Source organism: Mesorhizobium sp. USDA 4132, from assembly GCF_056279545.1.
In genome coordinates, this window is sequence record NZ_JBWCCP010000002.1 from 405,456 (window position 1) to 425,096 (window position 19,641).

The 19,641-nt window shown below is 61.5% G+C and carries 15 protein-coding genes; 10 read left to right on the plus strand and 5 right to left on the minus strand.

All coding sequences use genetic code 11. The annotated features are described in order from the left end of the window. The first annotated feature begins 2 nt into the window (after positions 1–2). From doeB to ACZ9IU_RS24700, 4 genes are all read left to right on the plus strand, one after another. Complete coding sequence (gene doeB, locus ACZ9IU_RS24685; protein ID WP_040125465.1) at positions 3–1,010, plus strand: N(2)-acetyl-L-2,4-diaminobutanoate deacetylase DoeB; 1,008 nt, start codon at positions 3–5, stop codon at positions 1,008–1,010. Positions 1,011–1,493: 483 nt separating this feature from the next. After that, a complete protein-coding gene (locus ACZ9IU_RS24690; protein ID WP_040125464.1) occupies positions 1,494–2,975 on the plus strand; it encodes a lipopolysaccharide biosynthesis protein in 1,482 nt (493 codons plus the stop codon). A gap of 40 nt (positions 2,976–3,015) precedes the next feature. Next, the gene (locus ACZ9IU_RS24695; RefSeq protein ID WP_040125463.1) at positions 3,016–4,014 is read left to right on the plus strand and encodes a polysaccharide pyruvyl transferase family protein; all 999 of its coding nucleotides are present in this window, start codon (positions 3,016–3,018) and stop codon (positions 4,012–4,014) included. A 31-nt stretch (positions 4,015–4,045) separates the two neighbouring features. Beyond that, entirely contained in the window at positions 4,046–4,867 is an 822-nt protein-coding gene (locus ACZ9IU_RS24700) for a hypothetical protein (protein WP_040125462.1), read from the plus strand. 36 nt (positions 4,868–4,903) lie between these two features. Here the strand turns inward: ACZ9IU_RS24700 and ACZ9IU_RS24705 are convergent, their stop codons facing one another. Together ACZ9IU_RS24705 and ACZ9IU_RS24710 are read right to left on the minus strand one after the other, a co-directional pair. Beyond that, positions 4,904–7,510 (minus strand): autotransporter family protein, encoded by a 2,607-nt coding sequence (locus ACZ9IU_RS24705; RefSeq protein WP_244447586.1) that lies wholly within the window; start codon positions 7,508–7,510, stop codon positions 4,904–4,906. A gap of 229 nt (positions 7,511–7,739) precedes the next feature. Further along, the gene (locus ACZ9IU_RS24710; RefSeq protein ID WP_040125461.1) at positions 7,740–8,780 is read right to left on the minus strand and encodes an SMP-30/gluconolactonase/LRE family protein; all 1,041 of its coding nucleotides are present in this window, start codon (positions 8,778–8,780) and stop codon (positions 7,740–7,742) included. A gap of 347 nt (positions 8,781–9,127) precedes the next feature. Here ACZ9IU_RS24710 and ACZ9IU_RS24715 point away from each other — a divergent pair, with 347 nt between their 5' ends. After that, on the plus strand, positions 9,128–11,050 hold the full coding sequence (locus tag ACZ9IU_RS24715; RefSeq protein WP_040125897.1) for a methyl-accepting chemotaxis protein: 1,923 nt from the start codon (positions 9,128–9,130) through the stop codon (positions 11,048–11,050). 33 nt (positions 11,051–11,083) lie between these two features. On the opposite strand, the gene ACZ9IU_RS24720 is transcribed toward ACZ9IU_RS24715, so the two are convergent. Continuing rightward, positions 11,084–12,016 carry a GlxA family transcriptional regulator gene (locus ACZ9IU_RS24720; protein WP_040125460.1) on the minus strand — a complete coding sequence of 311 codons (933 nt, stop codon included), beginning with the start codon at positions 12,014–12,016 and terminating at the stop codon, positions 11,084–11,086. Between the two features lie 95 nt (positions 12,017–12,111). On the opposite strand from ACZ9IU_RS24720, the gene ACZ9IU_RS24725 reads away from it, so the two are divergent. Genes ACZ9IU_RS24725 through ACZ9IU_RS24735 form a run of 3 tightly spaced genes read left to right on the plus strand, consistent with a single transcriptional unit; the run spans position 12,112 to position 14,910 of the window. Further along, positions 12,112–13,257 carry a DJ-1/PfpI family protein gene (locus ACZ9IU_RS24725; protein ID WP_040125459.1) on the plus strand — a complete coding sequence of 382 codons (1,146 nt, stop codon included), beginning with the start codon at positions 12,112–12,114 and terminating at the stop codon, positions 13,255–13,257. A 53-nt stretch (positions 13,258–13,310) separates the two neighbouring features. After that, positions 13,311–14,540, plus strand: coding sequence for a flavin-dependent oxidoreductase (locus ACZ9IU_RS24730; RefSeq protein WP_040125458.1), 1,230 nt, complete (start codon positions 13,311–13,313; stop codon positions 14,538–14,540). A 10-nt stretch (positions 14,541–14,550) separates the two neighbouring features. Continuing rightward, on the plus strand, positions 14,551–14,910 hold the full coding sequence (locus ACZ9IU_RS24735; protein ID WP_040125457.1) for a hypothetical protein: 360 nt from the start codon (positions 14,551–14,553) through the stop codon (positions 14,908–14,910). Position 14,911: 1 nt separating this feature from the next. On the opposite strand, the gene ACZ9IU_RS24740 is transcribed toward ACZ9IU_RS24735, so the two are convergent. Continuing rightward, on the minus strand, positions 14,912–16,375 hold the full coding sequence (locus ACZ9IU_RS24740; protein ID WP_157885337.1) for a sulfatase family protein: 1,464 nt from the start codon (positions 16,373–16,375) through the stop codon (positions 14,912–14,914). A gap of 224 nt (positions 16,376–16,599) precedes the next feature. Between ACZ9IU_RS24740 and ACZ9IU_RS24745 the strand changes: the two genes are divergently transcribed. Then, a complete protein-coding gene (locus ACZ9IU_RS24745) occupies positions 16,600–17,778 on the plus strand; it encodes an IS110 family RNA-guided transposase (protein WP_051900592.1) in 1,179 nt (392 codons plus the stop codon). 29 nt (positions 17,779–17,807) lie between these two features. Here ACZ9IU_RS24745 and ACZ9IU_RS24750 read toward each other — a convergent pair whose 3' ends face one another. After that, positions 17,808–18,761, minus strand: coding sequence for a dihydrodipicolinate synthase family protein (locus ACZ9IU_RS24750; RefSeq protein ID WP_244447585.1), 954 nt, complete (start codon positions 18,759–18,761; stop codon positions 17,808–17,810). Between the two features lie 132 nt (positions 18,762–18,893). Here ACZ9IU_RS24750 and ACZ9IU_RS24755 point away from each other — a divergent pair, with 132 nt between their 5' ends. Then, complete coding sequence (locus tag ACZ9IU_RS24755) at positions 18,894–19,616, plus strand: FadR/GntR family transcriptional regulator (protein ID WP_040125455.1); 723 nt, start codon at positions 18,894–18,896, stop codon at positions 19,614–19,616. Positions 19,617–19,641: the final 25 nt, after the last annotated feature.

The window sequence follows — 19,641 nt, forward strand, 5'->3', positions numbered from 1 at the left end:
CCATGAGCGAGAGCGCCTTGCGACCGTCGCCGATCAGCCCGACGGTGGACTTCGACGCCGACGGCGTGCAGCACGGTTTCCTGCGGCTGCCCTATAGCCGCGACGATTCCGCCTGGGGATCGGTGATGATCCCGCTTACGGTTATCCGCAGCGGCAAAGGGCCCGTGGCCCTCCTGACCGGCGGCAACCACGGCGACGAATACGAAGGGCCGATTGCGCTCTTCGATCTGGCCCGCAGCCTCAAACCGGAGGATGTCAGCGGCACGGTGATCATCGTTCCGGCGATGAACTACCCGGCATTCCTAGCCGGAACGCGAACGTCGCCGATCGACAAGGGCAACCTGAACCGCAGCTTTCCGGGTCGCCCGGACGGCACGGTAACGCAGAAGATCGCCGATTATTTCCAGCGCGATTTGCTGCCCCGCGCCGACGTCGTCCTCGACTTTCACTCCGGCGGCAGGACACTCGATTTCCTGCCCTTCTGCGCTGCCCATATCCTGCCCGACAAGGAACAGGAGGCCCGCGCCTTCGATCTGGTCAAGGCGTTTTCGGCGCCCTATTCGATGAAGATGCTCGAGATCGACGCGGTCGGCATGTACGACACGGCCGCCGAGGAGATGGGCAAGGTCTTTATCACTACGGAGCTCGGCGGTGGCGGCACCGCGACGGCGAAAAGCGCGGGGATCGCCAAGCGCGGCGTCATCAACGTGCTGCGCCGTGCGGGCATCGTCGCGGGCAGCGCCGATGTCACGCCGACGACCTGGCTCGACATGCCGGACGGCAATTGCTTTTCCTTCGCCGAGGAAGACGGACTGATCGAGCCCGTCTTCGATCTTGGAGAGGAGGTTGGCGAAGGCGCCATTGTGGCCCGCATCTACCCAACCGGACGGACCGGTGCAGCTCCCCGTGAAATCCGCGCGAAGATGGGTGGCATCCTGTGCGCCCGGCATTTCCCGGGATTGGTCAAGGCCGGCGACTGTGTGGTCGTCATCGCCGTCGTCGTCAGCTGACGTAATCGAAAACTGTCTTTTCTGCTCCGCCGCTTCGTTATGAAGGCGGCGGAGCCAATATATTCCGAGCTTGGATCAAAGCCCGGATGCGCGCAAATTGCAGGTGATGCCGCCCCGGATGGCGGCCGTGCGCGCAGGTTCTTTCGCACTTGCGAAGGGCACCACAAAACCAACATCATTTCCCGCCAACTAGATCGTCAGCGGTCTTAGGCCTTGGCCATGGCTTCCGGATCGCGCCGCTGAACGAGGTAGACGACAAGGGAAAAATTGCATGGAGAACTCGATGACCGAAGTGTCCAGCAGATAGCCCGCCCTTCGAATGCGGCAAGGAGATCTCACGCGTCATGTGCGCGAAACCCGCGCTTGCGGCAAGACGGCACAGCCTTCTCGCGGCTTGAAAAGGGGCCGAAACTCCACGAAAAAGGGTAGCTATGGAATGATGTCGCTCACATACGATCGGTATTTGTTGCGAAGAGGTCGGCCATGAGCATTGCTGATCGCCTGGTAACGGGAAGTCTCTGGGTCTCCCTCTCGAGGATCATCGTCAACGGGTTGTCGACCCTCAGCACCATCGTTCTGGCGTGGTATCTCTTGCCGTCGGATTTTGGCTTGGTTGCGCTTGCGACGACGATGCTCGCCATCGTGACGACGATAACCGAGCTTTCCTTGAACGAGGCCCTGATCCGCCACGAGGCTCCCGGGGAATCCCATTTCAGCGCCGCATGGACACTGGCTGCAACGCGCGGTCTGATATTGTGCGTCCTATTCGCCGCCTTCGCCTATCCGGCTTCCCTCATCTACGACGAGCCGCGCCTTTTCGGCGTTCTTCTTGTTCTGAGCCTTAGCCTCCTCATAAACGGGTTCGCCAATCCGCGACGGATCATGCTCCAGCGGGAGCTGATTTTCTGGCAGGAATTCGTGCTCAACGTTGCCCAGAAGGTTGCCGGATTTGTGGCGACCGTCGCCATCGCCGTCATCTATCAAACCTATTGGGCGCTTGTGGTCGGCACGCTGGTGATGCAGGTCACCAACGTTGTGGCATCCTATTTCATCCTGCCGTTCCGCCCCCGGGTCACCTTTTCCCATATGCGTGAATTCTTTTCGTTCTCGATCTGGATTACCGCCGGGCAGATCGTCAACACCCTCAATTGGCGTTTCGATTACCTGCTTATCGGCAAGCTGCTGACGGGTTCGGCCCTTGGATATTATTCGCTTGGCGGGCAGCTTGCGATGACGCCCACGCGCGAAGCGACGGCGCCTCTGACCGCCACCATCTACCCGGCGTTTGCCAATGTCCGCCATGATCCTGCGCGTCTCGCCGCAGCCTATCAGCGAACGCAGGCCTTGCTGACGGCGGTCGCGTTACCCGCGGGTATAGGGATGGCGGTCATCGCAGATCCCCTGGTCAGGCTGGTGCTTGGTGAAAAATGGCTTCCGGTGATTTTCATCATCCAGGCGCTGGCCTCTGTTTATGCGCTGCAGACACTGGGATCTCTCAATCAGCCTCTCGGCATGGCGCTGGGGCAAACCCGGAACCTGTTCATCCGCGACGCGCAGATGCTTCTTGTCCGGATCCCGGTGATCACGATCGGCCTGGTGTTCTGGGGGCTTCCGGGACTGATCTTCAGCCGGGTGCTCACCGGCCTCTTCAGCGCGTTTGTGAACATGGTGATCGTGAAGCGCTTCATAAATGTCTCGGTCACCGCCCAGCTATGGGCAAATTTCAGAGCGCTTGCCAGCTCGGCGGTCATGGCTGCCGGCGTGTCGCTCGCTGATCGCTACATGGGAATTGAGACCACGCATACCGGACTTGTTCTACAACTTGCCGCCCTTATTTGCCTTGGAGGCGTTCTCTATTGCGGTTCCAGCCTCTTTCTCTGGCTGGTTATGGATCGTCCAAATGGCCCGGAGACTGAAGTCAGAAAGATCGCTTCCAAGGTGTTGTCCAAAGTCAGTCACGCCTGATCGCGGGACTTGTTGTTCTAACTTTTGAAAGAGAGGCATAATGTCACCCGTTCAGCAATCCGAACTGATCACCAAACTTCAGGACAGGACCCACGATTGCCTTAAACAGTTCATCCGCCCTGATGAACCGATAGCGATACTGGACTTTCCCGATATCAGGAATTGCGGAGATTCCGCGATCTGGCTGGGAGAAATGGCCTATTTGCAGCAGCGCTACGCAAAGCGGCCTTCCTACGTCTGCACGACCGACGATTTTTCACCGGATGAACTCAAAAGCTCTGCCCCGAACGGTCCGATCTTCATCCATGGGGGCGGAAATTTTGGCGATATCTGGGTGTTTCACCAGGATTTCCGGGAGCGCGTGATGGGGCTGTTTCCCGATCGCCAGATCGTCCAGTTTCCGCAGTCGATTCACTACAAGTCTCCGGAGCGGTTGGAGCAGAGCAAGCGCGCGATCGGCAAGCACAAGAATTTCGTGCTGCTGGTGCGCGACGAGGAATCGTTTCAGTTTGCCAAGGAAAATTTTGATTGCCAGGTCAATCTGTGCCCGGACATGGCCTTCTGCATCGGCAGCATAGAGCCCGCTGCGCCGGAATTTCCCGTGCTTGCGATGCTCCGCCAGGACAAGGAGCAGGTCGGGACCGTTGACTTTTCCGCCTATCCGGACATCCCGAAGGAGGATTGGATTACCGAGAACCGGTCGAAGGTACGCGTTGCGAAAGCACTCGGAGCAGCCTCGGCATTGCTGCATTTCACCCCTTCCGAAATGCGGTTGCGTAAGCTGGACGCCGCGGCCAACAACCGCTTCCAGCGCGGCATACGGCAGATTTCCCGTGGCGGGGCCATCGTGACCGACCGCCTGCATGTCCATATCTGCTCGCTTCTCATCGGCCGCCGCCATGCGGTGCTCGACAACAATTACGGTAAAATCCGGCGTTTCATGAATGCCTTTTCGGGAGGCACCGATCTTTCCTACAAGGCGACGTCGCTCGACGACGGCATCAGATGGGCAAAAGAACAGGCGGGTGTCGCGGCATGATCGCGCCTGAGATCAACGACTGGAGGCTGTCATGAGTGTTATCACCTTCATCATTCCCGTCAGGCACCAGGACAACGCACGCGACTGGAGCATTCTGAAGCGAAATCTGACGCAGACGGTGGCGTCCATCGCCAACCAGACCAATCCCGACTGGCGGGGGGTGATTGTCGCCAATCGGGGCGCCGATCTTCCGGTCCTGCCGGAGAAATTTTCGGTGGCATGGGTGGACTTTCCGCCGAACGACATCCACGAGCGCGGCGATGCCACGGAAGAGGATTTTCTCGATTCATTCCGCGCCGACAAAGGCCGCCGCGTGCTTGCGGGCATGCTCACGGCCCGCGATTGTCGCTTCTTCATGATCGTCGACGACGACGATTTTGTCAGCGCTAGAATTACCGAATACGCCGCCCGGCACCAGAACGAGAACGGCTGGACGATCGACAAGGGCTATATCTGGGACGACGGCGGCAGCATTCTGTTGTGCCGCGACCAGTTCAACCACTATTGCGGAACCTCGCTGATCATCCGCTCTGACCTCTACGGACTGCCATCCAAGGCGGAAGACGTTTCACTCCAATGGGTCAAGGACATGCTTGGCAGCCATGTCCGCATAGAATCGGTTTTGGCCGAACGCGGTACGCCCTTGAACGCGCTACCCTTCCGGGGCGCCGTCTACCGCGTCGCCCACAAGGGATCACACAGCAAGGCGCCCAGCCTGATCCATATGTATTTCCTGAACAGGAACGTTCTCAGGCAACCTGTCCGGATTCTCAAAAATTTGACGAAGCTCCGACCGCTGTCGGCGGGGTACAGAAAAGAGTTTTTTGGGCTTTCCGCCGGAAAGACGGAGTAGATATCGCGGCGTCCCGGTCGACAGACACCGGTCTCGCTACCACTTCATGCTGAACCCGACTTTGGCGCCGATGGCGTTGCTGTCGCCGAAGTCCTTGAGGCTGGTGCGGGCGAAGGCTTCTGCGTGGACTGCATATCGATCGTCGGACCAGCTGAGCGAACCGCCCAGGCTGAGGCCGCCCCAGAGCGGCTGGTTTTCGCTGGCGACGCTGATCCCGGAGACATCGACGTTCGAGCCGTCGAGAAAGTCGTAATAGAGATTGGCGATGCCGTAGACCTTCGCGCGGCTGATCTGTCCGGTGGCGTCCTTCCAGTCGCGGTCATAGTCGGCCGAGATGCCGAGGCGTCCGGTCAGACTGTCGGCGTCGTCCAGTGAGACGGCGGCGCCATAAGCGTCGGTAAAACGGTCGAAGCGCACGGAGGAATAGGCCAGTTGCGCCTGCGGCGTCAGCGACCACTGGCGTGTCAGGGCGATCTTCTGTCCGGCTTCGACGCTGAGGCCATAACCGAAGCCGTCATTGCCGCTGGCAAGCGTGGCGTTAAGGGTCGAGGATTTGAGACTGCTGTCATACCAGGTCAAAGCAGCCTGAGTATCGACGTAGAAGCCGCTATTGCCGTACCAGGTCAGGGTGCCGTCGAAACCACAGCCCGTTGTATCGATATTGCCTTTGCCGAAGCGCGAGGAGACGTCCGCAGAGGCCGTATCGAAGTGAAAACTGACGCCGCCGATCAGTGCGCCGGCGGCGTTTTCACGCAACATTCCGTCGATGCCCGCCTGCATCGTCCAGCTGTCCACGTCGTATTCGGTGCCGGTGGTCGAGGTTTTCGGATTGAAATGCGCATGCGTGCCGTCGATGCGGGTCCAGATCGCCTTGGCAGGATCGTTCTCCGCTTGTCCCTCGTCGATCGCCCGCCCGCTGGTGCGCTGGCGCAGCGTGCCGAATTCGTTGAGCGTCTGCAGCACGCCGGCATAGCTCTCGTAGAGCGGAACACCCGGCGCATAGACCATCCCGATCGCGGCGCCGGCGGGATTGAGCAGGGCCGAACGGAGATACCAGTCGCCGTCGGCAGGCGTGCTGACGCCGCCCTGGTAGAGCCGATAGGCATAGGCTCCGCCGACCACGGCCTGATCGCCTTCGAACACATAGTTGCCGAGCAGCGAAAAAGTGCCCGCGGACGTGCCCCCGACATCGACGATCTTGATGCCCTCGACGGTCTGGGCGCCGCCGCCGCCGAGATTGGCGACCGTGACGTTGGTCGTGCCTGCGGTATTGCCCGTCACCACGAGCCGGTCGGTCGGCGAGGCGTCGCCGCCGAGCACGGTTTCGATCGCGAGTGTTCCGCCTGTGCCGGTATAGTTGCCGGCAATCGTCAGCGTGCCGATCGAATTGCCGGGCGCCACCACGCCGGCATTGGTCACATCGCCGAAGATCGTGCCGGTGCCGCCGAGAATGCCGGCCCCCGAGGTCGCGACCGGGCTGGTGATCGAGCCGTTGACGGCGAGCCGGCCACCGCTCACCGTCGTCGCGCCGGTATAGGTGTTGACGCCCGAAAGCGTCTGGCTGCCGCCGGTAACGGTCAGTCCGCCCGTGCCGCCGATGACGCCGGCGAACGTGTCGTTGGCATTGGTGATCGTCAGAGTTTGAGCCCCGAGCAGCACGGTGCCGCCGCCGGCGAGGCTGCGGATGGCTGGGGTCGCGGCTGCCGAAACGTCAAAGGCACCGTCTGCGACAACTCGGCTGGAATTGGCGACGGCACCGGCGCCGGTAAGGGCGAGGCTGCTGCCGAAGTCGATCTGCGTCTCGCCTGAGTAAATGCTGTTTGCCAGTAGGTTGAAAATCCCGCCGGCGCCGGTGACGGTCAGGCCGCCGACGCCGCTGAAGCCCGACGTTGCGTCGGTTCCCACGGCAAAGCCGCCGGTATCGATCGTCAGCCCGCCGGCGAGCAGGTTGAGTTCGGTGCCGGAAAATCCGTTGATAAAGGTCGCGTTCGCGGCGGTGGCGCGCAGAATGCCATTGTCGAAATTGGCCTGGCTTGCGCCGGGGCCGCCCCGCAAGGCTTGAGCCTGGAGGATGCCGCCGCTGCTGATGTTGAGCGTGCCGGAAGAGCCGGCGATGTTACCCAAGACTGCGGTGCCAACGCTCAATTGCCCGCCATTCTCAATGTTGAGAATGCCCGTACCAAGAAAGCCGATATAAAAACTGGTGCCGGTGATGTTCCACTGCGATCCTGGTCCGGTGACGGTGGCGATACCGGTTGTATTGGCTGCACCGCCCAGCCGGGAGTTGGTAGCGCTGGTCAAGGTGCTGCCGTTCTGGATCGTTAAAACGCCGGGAACGACACCCCCTTGTCCGACAGTTGTCACCCCTACCGAAACGCTGGCCGGCCCCGTGACGCCGAGAACGACCGGCGTATTTCCTGGTGCACCCGCCGTACTGATGTTGACGGATGCTCCGGGTGCGGGCGCAACGCCGCCTGCCCAGTTGCTCCCGTCCGTCCAGTCACTGCTCGTCAACCCGCGCCAGTCAACGGCGTGGGCCGCAACCGGCATTGCGAGGCAGAAGCCCAGAAGCAGCGCAGTGCCGCAGACCCCCGAAAGCAGCGCCGGTTTTCTGGTCCCGTGAAGCACACAGCCAGTCCGCATGATGCTGCCCCCGTAATATGCACTCTAAGATTGATTTCGGATAATTTGATCAAGATTCGCAATTAGCTTGATAAGAAATGACGAATGTTAAGAAAACATGAACGACCCGGGCAAATAGGGGGGTCTGAAGGAAGGAGCGGCGGCGATGCGGCGCCCGGTACCGCAAGGCGCCTAGCCTGCGAAAACGGCCGGACCTGACGGCCGGCCGCTTCGGATTTCGTCGCGGTGATTAAACGGCGCCGCGGGTTTCCACGTAGATCGCGTAGACCGAGTGGCTGCTCGCCATATAGAGGCGGTTCTTCTTCGGGCCGCCGAAGACAAGGTTCGGGCACCGCTCCGGAAGCTTGATGAAGCCGATTGCCTTGCCGGCCGGGCTGAATATCTTGACGCCGTTCAGATCCTCGGGCTTGGCGCCTGCAGCGCCGTTCGATCCCCAGCCGCACCAGAGATTGCCATCGACATCGATCTTGAAGCCATCGAGACCCCCGTTGTCGTCGGCCGTCACCAGCGCCGTCTTGTTCGAAAGCTTCACGCCGTCCGCGCCGACATCGTAGCTCCAGATGATGCGGAAGGGCGATGCGCGACCTTCAACAATGTAGAGCTTCTTTTCATCCGGCGAAAATGCAAGGCCGTTCGGGCCTTTCAGCTCATCGGTGACGAGGCCAAGCTTGCCGTCCGGCGAGATGCGATAGACCGAATGTGGCAGTTCCGCTGTTGCCTTGTCTCCTTCCCACTCGCCGGCAATGCCGAAGGGCGGATCAGTGAACCAGATGGAGCCGTCCGATTTGCAGACGATATCGTTCGGGGAGTTGAGCCTCTTGCCGTTGTAGTTGTCCGCGAGCACGGTGATCGATCCGTCATATTCGGTGCGGGTGACCCGGCGTGTCAGATGTTCACAGGAAAGCAACCGGCCCTGGCGGTCGCGGGCGTGGCCGTTGGCATAGTTGGCGTTGGCGTTGTAGACGCTCCAGCTCTCGTTAGCCTCGTCGTAGCGCATGACCCGATTGTTCGGAATGTCGCTGACAAGAAGATAACGCCCGTCGCCGAACCAGACCGGGCCTTCCAGCCAGCGAGCGCCGGTTGCGACTTGTTCGAGTGAGCTGCTGGCGACGCGATATTTCGCAAAGCTCGGATCGAGGATTTGGATAGCCGGATCGGGATATATGGGGCTCGGGGTAAAGCCGATCGCCTGCGCGGATGCCATTTTCGGGAAGGTGGTTGCCAGGGCGGCCGCTGAAAGCGTCATGATGTTGCGGCGTGAAAAATTCACGTTGAAGTCCTTTGATTATGGATAGTTGATTTCATATCAATTTGCCCGGTTTGACGGGGAACCGAGACCATGGTCCGCCTCCCAATTAAAGGCAGTCCATTGTGCGTCGCAACAAACAAGATTGCCTTCTGCAGCCTTTGGTTAAGCAGTGGTGAAAACCACCTGAAAGTTCGAATGTGCCTTTGCCGCGCTGCGGCAAGAGTAAGATTTTATTATGAAAAAGCGCTTATGAAAAACGGAGGATCAAGTTCGATCACCATGCGCATGATGTGCACCGTCCGGCACGGCTCCGGCATTTCTCACTTTTCGATGCACTGTCGCTCTTTCAGCGTTTTTTGAGGTATCTGATGCTCAAGAATTTAAAGATCAAAACGAAATTTCTGATGGCGATTGCCATCCTCGCGGTCATTTCCCTTGCAGGCCTGATGTATGTCACCAGCAGGTTCAGCGCCGCCAACGAGGCTTATTCCGGCTTCCTGCAGAAGGAAAGTAACGCGGCGACCTTCGGACCCCGCGGCGCTGCCGGCATGTGGACCGCGACGACATGGCTGAGCCGCGCGCTGGCCCAGGACCCGGCAAGCGCGGCGTTCCAGGATCTGTCCGGCCGGTTTTCCAAGGAATTTGCCGGCGCCCGTGACCGGTTGACCCAGATCCCGGCGCTGGTGCCGAGCCGCAAGGCTGCGATCGACGAACTGCTTGCCGGTGCGGATGCGCTGAAGGCAGTCGGCGACGATCTTCTCAAGGCCCATACCGCAGGCGACCAGGAAAAGGTCCGTACCCTTTCCGCCAAGCTCGACCAGGCCATCGTCGATCTCTCGCCGAAATTCGGCGCCAATAACGGCGCCATGGCCGAAATCCTCAACAATGGCGCCAAGATGTTGAGCCAATCGGTCTCCAGCACGATCACCTATGCGATCTGCGGCATGCTTTTAGGCATCGCGATCGCCGCCGTTCTGTCCATGACCATCGCCCACAAGGGCATCACCGCGCCGATGGCCCGCCTGCGTGAGCGCATGGCTTCGCTGGCCGCCAGCCAGACGGAAGCTGCCATCGACGGCCTCGACCGCAAGGACGAAATCGGCGAGATGGCCAAGGCCGTCGCCATCTTCCGCGACAACGCTCTGGAGCGTGCTCGCCTGGAACGGGAAGCTGAAGACAATCGCGGCCTGTCGGAGCGCGACCGCATGGAGCGCGAAGCCCAGAAGACGCGCGAAGCCGCCGAGATCAAGTTTGCCGTCGACAACCTGGCAGAGGGCCTGAGCCATCTGTCCGATGGCAACGTCTCCTATCGCATCGAAAGGCAGTTCACCGCGACGTTGGACGGTGTCCGCAACGATTTCAACGTCTCGGCCACAAAGCTGCAGACGGCCCTGGAGCAGGTGGCGGAGAATGCCCGCAGCATCCAGGCCGGTTCGGCAGAGATCAAGGCCGCCGCCGACGATCTGGCCAAGCGCACCGAGCAGCAGGCAGCTTCCGTCGAGGAAACCGCCGCAGCTCTCGAAGAGATCACCACTACCGTCAAGGACGCCACCAAGCGTGCTCAGGAGGCCGGCGCGCTGGTTGCCCGCACCCGCAGCGGCGCCGAAAACTCCGGCGAGGTCGTCCAGCGTGCCGTCAAGGCGATGGAACAGATCGAGAAGTCCTCAGGCGAGATTTCCAACATCATTGGCGTCATCGACGATATCGCCTTCCAGACCAATCTTCTGGCACTCAACGCCGGCGTCGAAGCGGCCCGCGCAGGCGATGCCGGCAAGGGCTTTGCCGTCGTTGCCCAGGAAGTGCGCGAACTCGCCCAGCGTTCCGCCAAGGCCGCCAAGGAGATCAAGGCGCTGATCACGACGTCGAATGAACAGGTCAATGCCGGAGTGCAGCTGGTGGGTCAGACCGGACAGGCGCTGGTAACGATCGTTGCGGAAGTGCAGGAAATCAACCGGCACGTCAACGCAATCGTGGAGTCGGCCCAGGAACAGTCTTCGGGCCTTCAGCAGATCAACACGGCCGTCAACCAGATGGACCAGGATACCCAGAAGAATGCCGCGATGGTCGAGGAATCGACCGCCGCAAGCCATGGTCTTGCCCGGGATGCTGCATCGCTCAACGAACTGCTGGCCCAGTTCAAGCTGCCCGGTCAGCGCCACGTTCCGCGCCCGGCTGATCGCCGCGACGTGCCGGCTGCCTCGCCTGCCCGCAATCTGGGCCGCAGGGTTGCCACCGCCTTCTCCGGCGGCTCCTCGGCCGCTGCGGTCAGCAACGACTGGCAGGAGTTCTAGGCGCGTCTTTGACCGGCGATCTGCGTCCGAGCGCTACTTGTAGCCGCGCCTGAGCGCTTGCGGAGGCTGTCCCAGGCTTCTCAGGAACGCTCGCCGCATTCGGCCGGCGTCGCCGAAACCGGAAGCCTCGGCAATGTGCTCGAGTGGCAGGTGGCCGGTTTCGACCGCCATCCGCGCCGTTTCGAGACGCAGTCGCTCGACGGCCTTGGCCGGTGTCGTGCCGGTTTCGGCCGCAAATGCCCTGGCAAAGTTGCGCGGGCTCATCGCCGCCTGGTCGGCGAGGCGCTCGACGGTCAGCTGGTCGGCCAGATGCTCGCGCATCCAGCCGATCAAGGCCGAGAACCTGCCCGTGTGCCCTCCAAGATCGACAAGCGCTGAAAACTGGGACTGGCCACCGGGCCGGCGTTGATGAACGACGAGCTGTTGGGCGGTTCTGCGCGCGATATCCGCGCCCAGATCGTCTTCGATAAGGGCAAGCGCCAGGTCGATACCGGCAGATATTCCGGCTGACGTCCAGACATGACCGTCCTGGATATAGATACGCTCCGCATCGAGCTCTATCTTCGGGTAGCGGCGAGAAAAGTCGTGCGAACTGCCCCAATGCGTCGTGGCCCGACGTCCATCGAGGAGCCCGGCTTCGGCGAGCAGATAGGCCCCGGAACACACGCTCGTCACGCGCCTTGCGCTCGTGCGTTTCAGCCATTCGAGAATTTCGCGCACTGCCTCCATGGAGCGGATGATCTCGCCGCCCGAGATCATCACCGTGTCGAAAGGCCCATCCCGGAGCGGGGCAGCCGACAGCTTGAGGCCCGACGAGCTCTCGATTTCGCCGCCGCCCGGCGCCATCAGGATCAGGTCGTAGCTGCCCGGCCGGAATCGCTCCGCCATCTCGAAAGCCGACGTCGGCCCGGCCGCATCGAGAAGCTGGAAACCCGGATGCACCACGAGAGCAACTGTGCGAGCCATGGCAGTTTTTGCCCGATTAATGTCATTTCAGTCAGACGATAGCAGCGGTAACTTTCCCTGCAAACAGGGCAACCGATCGATCGGGCGAAACTATCATGACGTGGCGGTTTGTTCTTACAGGCGGGTTGGGGCTTGCTGCGGTCTTCCTGGTGGTCGCCGGGGGCTGGATAGTCTCTCTGCCGTCTGCGTCCTCGGCCGGGACCGTCAAGCCTATTCCCGGCGAGGAGACACGCGCCACAATCGAGGCTTTGAAGCCGTCCAAACGCGTCCGCCCGGTGATCGCGATCGTCGGCATCAACGACGGGACGGAGATCACCGACTACCTGATGCCCTACGGTATCCTGCGCCGCGCTGATGTCGCGGATGTCGTGGCGCTGGCGACACAGCCCGGGCCGATGGTTCTCTATCCGGCGCTGAAGGTTGAGCCGCAGGCGACGATCGCGGATTTCGATGCGCAGCATCCGGAAGGCGCCGATTACGTCATCGTCCCGGCGATGGTCCGCGAGGACGATCCGGCGGCATTGCGCTGGATCAGGAGCCAGGCGGAAAAAGGCGCGCTGATCGTCGGCGTCTGCGTCGGTGCCAAAGTGGTTGCGGCCACCGGCCTTCTCGACGGCCGGAAAGCGACGACCCACTGGTATTCGCTGGAGGCCATGCTGAAGGAACATCCGAGCATCCGCCATGTCGCCGACCGCCGCTTCCTCGTTGACGGTCGCGTTGCGACGACGACGGGGATCAGTGCCTCCATGCCGATGTCGCTGACGCTGATTGAGGCGATCGCCGGGCGGGAGAAAGCCGAGGCTGTCGCCGCCGATCTGGGCGTCGCGAATTGGGATGCGCGACACGACAGCGGCGCCTTCACGTTCACGCGTCCTTTCGCATTGACGGCGATCGGCAATTCGCTCGCCTTCTGGCGCCGCGAAACGCTCGGCATCGAACTGTCGAAAGGCGTGGACGAGGTGTCGCTTGCGCTTGTCGCGGATGCCTGGTCGCGGACCTACCGCTCGCGCGTGATGACCTTCGCAGCCAGCGCGGATGCGGTGGAGAGCCGCAACGGCATCCGCATCATTCCCGACAAGGTGAGCGCGTCGACAACGCGCGCGCCCGCAGCGCCGCTGGGCAGCAAACCGGCGGAGGCGCTGGACGATACGCTGAAGGCCATCGCCGACCGCTATCGGGAAAACACGGCCGATTTCGTGGCCATGCAGCTCGAATACAGGAGACGAGTGACGCCGCAATAGATCGTCGCGGCTTACATCCTGCCGCTCGTCCCGCAAACGAGAAAGGACCAGTCATGAAAGCTCTCATCGCAGGCGCCGGCATCGGCGGATTGACGACCGCGCTTCAACTCCACGAGGCCGGGATCGAGGTCGAGATCTTCGAACGCGTCGGCGAGATTCGTGAACTCGGGGTCGGCATCAACATGCTGTCGCATGCCGTGGCGGTGCTGGCCGATCTCGGACTGCAGGCTGGTCTCGACGCTGCAGGGATCCGTATGCGGGAACTGATTTATACCAACCGTTTCGGTCAGGCCGTGTGGCAGGAATTGCGCGGCCTGGACGCCGGTCAAGAGGCGCCGCAGGTCAGCATCCATCGCGGCAAGCTGCTCGGCGTGATCCATAGGGCGGTGATCGCTCGTCTCGGACCCGACGTCATCAGAATGGGTTGCCGGGTGGAGGGCTTCGAGCAGACCGAAGATGGGGTCGCGGTTCATCTCTGCGGAACGGATGGATGGCGCGGCACGGCCCGCGGGGATCTGCTGATCGGCGCCGACGGCATCCATTCCGCGATCCGGGCGCAGCTCTATCCCGATGAAGGGCCGCCGATCTGGAGCGGGATCATGTTATGGCGCGGCGCCACACGCTGGCCGATCTGGCGCGATGGCCGGACGATGGTGATATCAGGCGGCAATTTCGCAAAATTCGTCTATTATCCGATCGGAGCGGATCCTGCGGAGCCTGAAATGCGGCTGACGAACTGGGCCGTGATGGCCAAGGTGGGCGAGCCCGGCACATCGCCGCTACGCCGCGAGGACTGGAGCCGGTTCGGCCTGTCGGACGAGGTGTTGCCCTTCGTGCGTGACCGTTTTCACCTCGATTTCGTTGATCCTGCCTCCATCATCCAGGCCACCGAAAATTTCTACGAATACCCGAATTGCGATCGGGATCCCTTGCGCCGCTGGTCGTTCGAGCGAGTCACGCTGCTCGGGGATGCCGCGCATGCCATGTATCCGGTCGGTTCCAACGGAGCGAGCCAGGCAATCCTCGATGCACGCTGCCTAGCACGACATCTCCAATCCGGGGACGGTATCGAGGCGGCCCTTTCTCGCTACGATGCCGAACGGCGGCCGGTCACGTCGCAAATCGTTCTCTCTAACCGCCTGGGCGGTCCCGAAGGGGTCATCGACATGATCGAGGCCCGTGCGCCCGACGGTTTCGACGACATCGATATGGTGGCTTCGTTCGAAGAACGTAAAGCAATGGTTCGTGGTTACGCTTCGCTCGCTCGCGGGCGGACACGGTGAGGATGGTTGCATGATTGCCACCGCCGCAATGCTTTTTCTCGCCGAAACGTGTCTCTACGCGATTGCATCGCTGACCCACGCGGGCCTCCTCGTCGAGGGTCATGAGCACAGGCAAGCAATGATCGCCGAAGCCGTGATCGCGGCGATCCTGCTGCTCGGGTTGTTATCCGTCAGGCTCCGCCGGCCCTGGAGCCGCGTGGCGGCAATTTCCGCGCAGTCGCTGGCTCTGCTGGGCACGCTTGTCGGCGCATTCACCATCGCGGTCGGCGTCGGTCCGCAGACCACGCTCGATTACGTCACACATGTTGTGATGATCCTGATCCTGGTCTGTGGTCTCGTCTGGTTGGCGAGGAGCCGAATTGTGTGGTGACCTACTTAATCCTGTTCTGCATCCGCTGAGCCGCATTGGGAAGGGACGACGTCGCCCGCGGTGCCGCCGCGGCGGCTTCCGCCTGCAGGAACGCAGCGATTTCGCCAAGCAGCATGAGTTCGGTTGAGGCGTGGGCGGGGTTTCCCGAAAGATTGACAGTCTCCTGCGGGTCGGTCTGAAGGTCGAACAACTCCCGCTCGCTCGATCCTCCACTCGTATAGAGCGTCAGCTTGAAGCGCTGGTCCCGTGCCATGGTTGCCCGCATCGGCGGGTCCCAGAAACTGCCGTTGTCGTTGACACCGGAGTTGCGGTAGGCGCAGATCGCGCTGCTGCGCCGCGTCGCGTTCCGCGATGCCATGGCCACCAGATCCTCGCTTTCCGGGCAGGATTGCGTATCGAGGCCTGCTGCTGCGAGGCACGTGGCCGCCACGTCGCGACCTTGCGCAAGCGCGGTGCATCGGGTGCCGGCGTTGACGTGGCCCGGCCAACGCAGCAGTAGCGGCACTCCGACGGTAGGTTCGTAGAGTGCAACTCCCTTGACGAAAAGCCCGTGATCGCCAAGCTGGTCGCCATGGTCGGATATGAATACGACCAGCGTTTCGTCGGCCATCTCGGCTTCGTCCAGTGCCGCCAGAACGCGACCGACCTGTTTATCGAGAAAGGTTATGGAAGCGGCATAACCGAGACGAATCCTGCGGATCTCCTCCGAAGAGAAGTCTGAGAAACGTCCGAGATAGGAACCCTGCTGCTCCTGGCGGACGCATTCGGGTTGTATCGTGCGCGAAACGACCGGCTCCGGAATCTTCGCCGCATCTATACAGTTTCCGAAGGTGAGGGGGTAATCCTCATAGGGGTCGTGAGGGTCGAACAGGCTCATCAGGCAAAAAAAGGGCTGTGTTTCTGCTTTCATCGACTGGATGAAGGCAATGGTCCGGTCGGCCGCCCACTTGCTCATGTGTTGCGCTTCGGGGTGATGAAGTTCCTTTCGGCCGTTGCGCTGGAGGGCGGCGAGGAAATCCGGCGCCGTCTCGCGAAGCCAGGCCGCATAACCGTTGAAGGGGCTGCCGATCGAAACCGATGGCTCGAGGCACCATTCGTAGATATCGAAACCGTCATGTGGATGCCGTTGCCGTTCTTCCTGAATGCGGCTGCTGACATGCAGCTTGCCGAAAAGTGCGGTCCGATAACCGGCCTCCCGTCGCAGCCGTTCGGTGAACAGCACTTCGTCCGGTGGCAAGTTGTCATGCACCCGCTGGACCGCATGATCCGGCACGGGTTTGCCGGTGAAGATGCTCGCCCGGGAAGGCGTGCAGATCGGATTGTCGACCGTGCAGTGCTCGAATACCGCTCCGGCTTCACCTAGACGGTCGAGGTGAGGTGTCGGAATCCAGTCGCAGCCATAGATGCCGAGCGTATCCCGACGCTGCTGGTCCGTCATGATCATCAGGATGTTGGGTCGTGTCACGATGCCTTACCTCTTTGCAAGGCGCCCATGTGGATGAGAAGCTGTTTGGGCGCAGGTGATGCGGGTATGGTTGTCATGCTTGCTGCCGTTGATGGTTCAGGTGGCTGGGCCGCCCGCATCACCGCCCTTGATCGACCGCTGATTACGCGCTGCCGTTGATGGCTATGTAAGGCGATGCAGGCGAGACGGGGCGAGCGGTAAAGCCGCAACGAGAGGGAGGCATCATGCGCGTTTCTGTAGGAATTGACGTTGCCAAGGTGGTGCACTGGGCGTGCGCCGTCGATGACGCGGGACGGGTCATGCTTGACCGGGCGGTAGACAACCGCCCGGATCAGATCGCGTCCTTCATCGTCGATCTTCGCGCACTCGGGGGTGACCCCGTCATCGGTCTCGATATTGTCGGTTCTTTCGCCAGTTTCCTCGAAGCCTCTTTGCTGACCGAAGGGTTCAGTCTCGTCCATGCGCCGGGCATCGCGGTCAACCGTGCTGGACAAGGCTTTGCCGGCGGAGAGCGGAAATCCGATCCACGCGATGCCCGCACGATTGCCGATCTTGTTCGCACCCGTGACCTGCGCCCGATCCTGCCGGATGACGCGACGGTTACGGCGATCCGTCTGAAGGTGGGCCGGAGACGCGATTTGACCGAGGAACAGACCCGGCGCCTGGCGCGGCTGCGTGCCCTGCTCTGCGGCGTTCATCCAGGGCTGGAACGTGAGCTCGACGTGACCTGCAAAGGGCCACTCACCCTGCTGACCCGTTACGTCACCCCGGCAGAGATCAGACAGGCCGGTAAACGCCGGATCGTGGCGTATCTGGCCAAGACGCCTCACCTGCGCGCCGTCGAGCGGCTGGCAGATCAGGCGCTTGCCGCCGCACACGCCCAATCCCTGGCCGTGACGGGCGAAACGGCAATCGCCGAACTGGTCCGCGAGCTGGCCATCGAGGCCTTGGAAAGCAAGGCAAAGATCGCCCGTATCGATCACGACCTCGCCGCGCTTCTCGCTACCCACCCTGATAGCGCCCTCATCCAGTCCCTGCCGGGGATGGGGGCGGTGCTCGTGGCGGAGTTCATCGCGTGCATCGGCGACATCAGGCGCTTTCCCTCGGCCGATGCGCTGGCTGCTGCGGCTGGCCTTGCGCCGGTGATCCGACAGTCGGGGAAAAAGGCTGGCTGGCGAAGAACCATCGGTGGAGACAAAGCTCTCAAACGGGTCTTCTTCCAGGGAGCGTTCTGCGCCGTCTGTACCAAAGACCCTCTGTCCAAGGCCTTCTACGACCGCAAACGCCGCGAGGGGAAACATCACACTCAAGCCCTCATCGCCCTCGCACGCAGGCGGGTGACCGTACTCTGGACCATGATCCAGCGCCGACAAACTTTCGACCCGCTCAAAAATGCTGCTTGACTTCCGCATTACGCAGCCACCTCGACGTTTTAGAGCATGATCTCGGGAAGGGCGATCCTGGCCTTCTCACGCAGTGTGGAAACGACCGATGGATCAATCCAGCGATAAGGCCGACGTAGCCGGGTGCCGATCTCCGCCCATCCCCCGATTGCAGCCAGGAGCTTGTCCAACGCGGCGTTGGAATATCCGTGCACCCTGGCAAAGGGCGCTATGTGGTCATCCAGGAAGGTGCGCAGCCGCTGCTCGATATCAAGCGATCGGTCGATGTCATCGGCCATCGACGCGGTCCACCGCTGTGCACCGGACGGGCTCAGGCAGGCAACGTTGGAGAATGCCCCGACCGCAACGCCCTGCTGGACGCCTGTCGCAAGATGATGCCCCGGGACATAAATTCCCCACGCATCGAGATGCTTGCGGGCCTGATCGTACCAGGACGCATCTCCATCCCCAAGCTTGATGCCCACGACTTGCGGCACGCCCACAAGGATTGCCGCCAGTTCCTCCGGGGTAAAGACGCGCTTGGCATGCGGCGGCTGGTAGAGCACCAGCGGAACCGGGCCGACAGCGTCAGCGGCCATCTGCAGAAAATCGGTCGCCTCCGAGGCCGTCACCGGCCACCAGTCGGGAAGGATCACCTGGATTGCCTCCGGTTCGAGCGCCGCCGCCCGGCGCACCCGGTCCAGAGATATGCGGGGATCGGGCTGACACGCACCGATGACGAATGGCATCGCTGCAGGGCTGCAGCGGTCTGCCAACACTTGTTGAATCTGGTCGAATTCCGCTTCTGTCTGATTGTGGAATTCGCCGGCGGTGCCGTTTGAGTAGATGCCGTCCACCTTGGCGGCAACCAGCCGGTCGATCGCATCGGCCAGACGCGGGAAATCGATTGAATCGTCTTCATTGATCGGCAGCAGGAGCGTTGCCCAATTTCCGCGAATGCGGCCCCAGCGGCCATTCCGCCGTTCGAACTTTGTGATTATCACACCCCACCTCCCGTTTACCGCAGCCGGATCCCGGACTTGTTCAGCTGCTTTCTGCATTTATCGACTTGCTAGATATCCTACAAGTCGATATACCTCAATTATGTTGATTGTCGAAATGTGCATGGAGCAGCATTGGCCAAGCCCATAAAACCTCTGGAGCGTCCGCCGCTTCTGCATGTCAGCGTGCAGGAAAGCCTGCGCAGCTATATCGAGGATAATGACCTGACGGCCGGCGCGGCTCTGCCGCCGGAGACTTTCCTGGCGCACCAATTGGGCGTGGGGCGCAATTCGGTTCGTGAAGCGATCAAGGCGCTGGAATCCGTCGGCATCCTCGAAACGCGGCGCGGCATTGGCGTTTTCGTCAAGGAATTCTCGTTCGCGCCGCTTCTGGACAATCTCGCCTATGGGCTGCAGGCGTCGCTGCGTGATGTGGAGGAATTGCTGGAGATTCGTCGCGTATTGGAGACGGGCCTCATCGACAAGACCATCGAGATGATCAGTGACGATGACGTGGCCGAGCTTCGACGCCTTACCGATCGCATGCGCCAGCGCGCTGAGCGCGGCGAAAGTTTCGCCGAGGAGGACCAGCAATTTCATCAGCTTCTGTTCCGTTGCCAGAACAACAAGATGCTGAGCGCGCTGATCGATATCTTCTGGTCCGCCTTCTACAAAGCCTCGGGCTTCGCAAACCTGGCAAGTCCCACGCCCCTGGCGACCTGGCAGGATCACCACGAGATCGCGGAAGCCGTGGCGGCGAGAGATGTCGAAGCGGGCCGCAAGCGCCTGAGCGCACACTATTCCGGCATCCGGAAAGTCATCGCGATCAACCGGCCCGAGGAGGTCGATCCGGTTTAGCGATAGTCGAAATATAAAAGAGGAG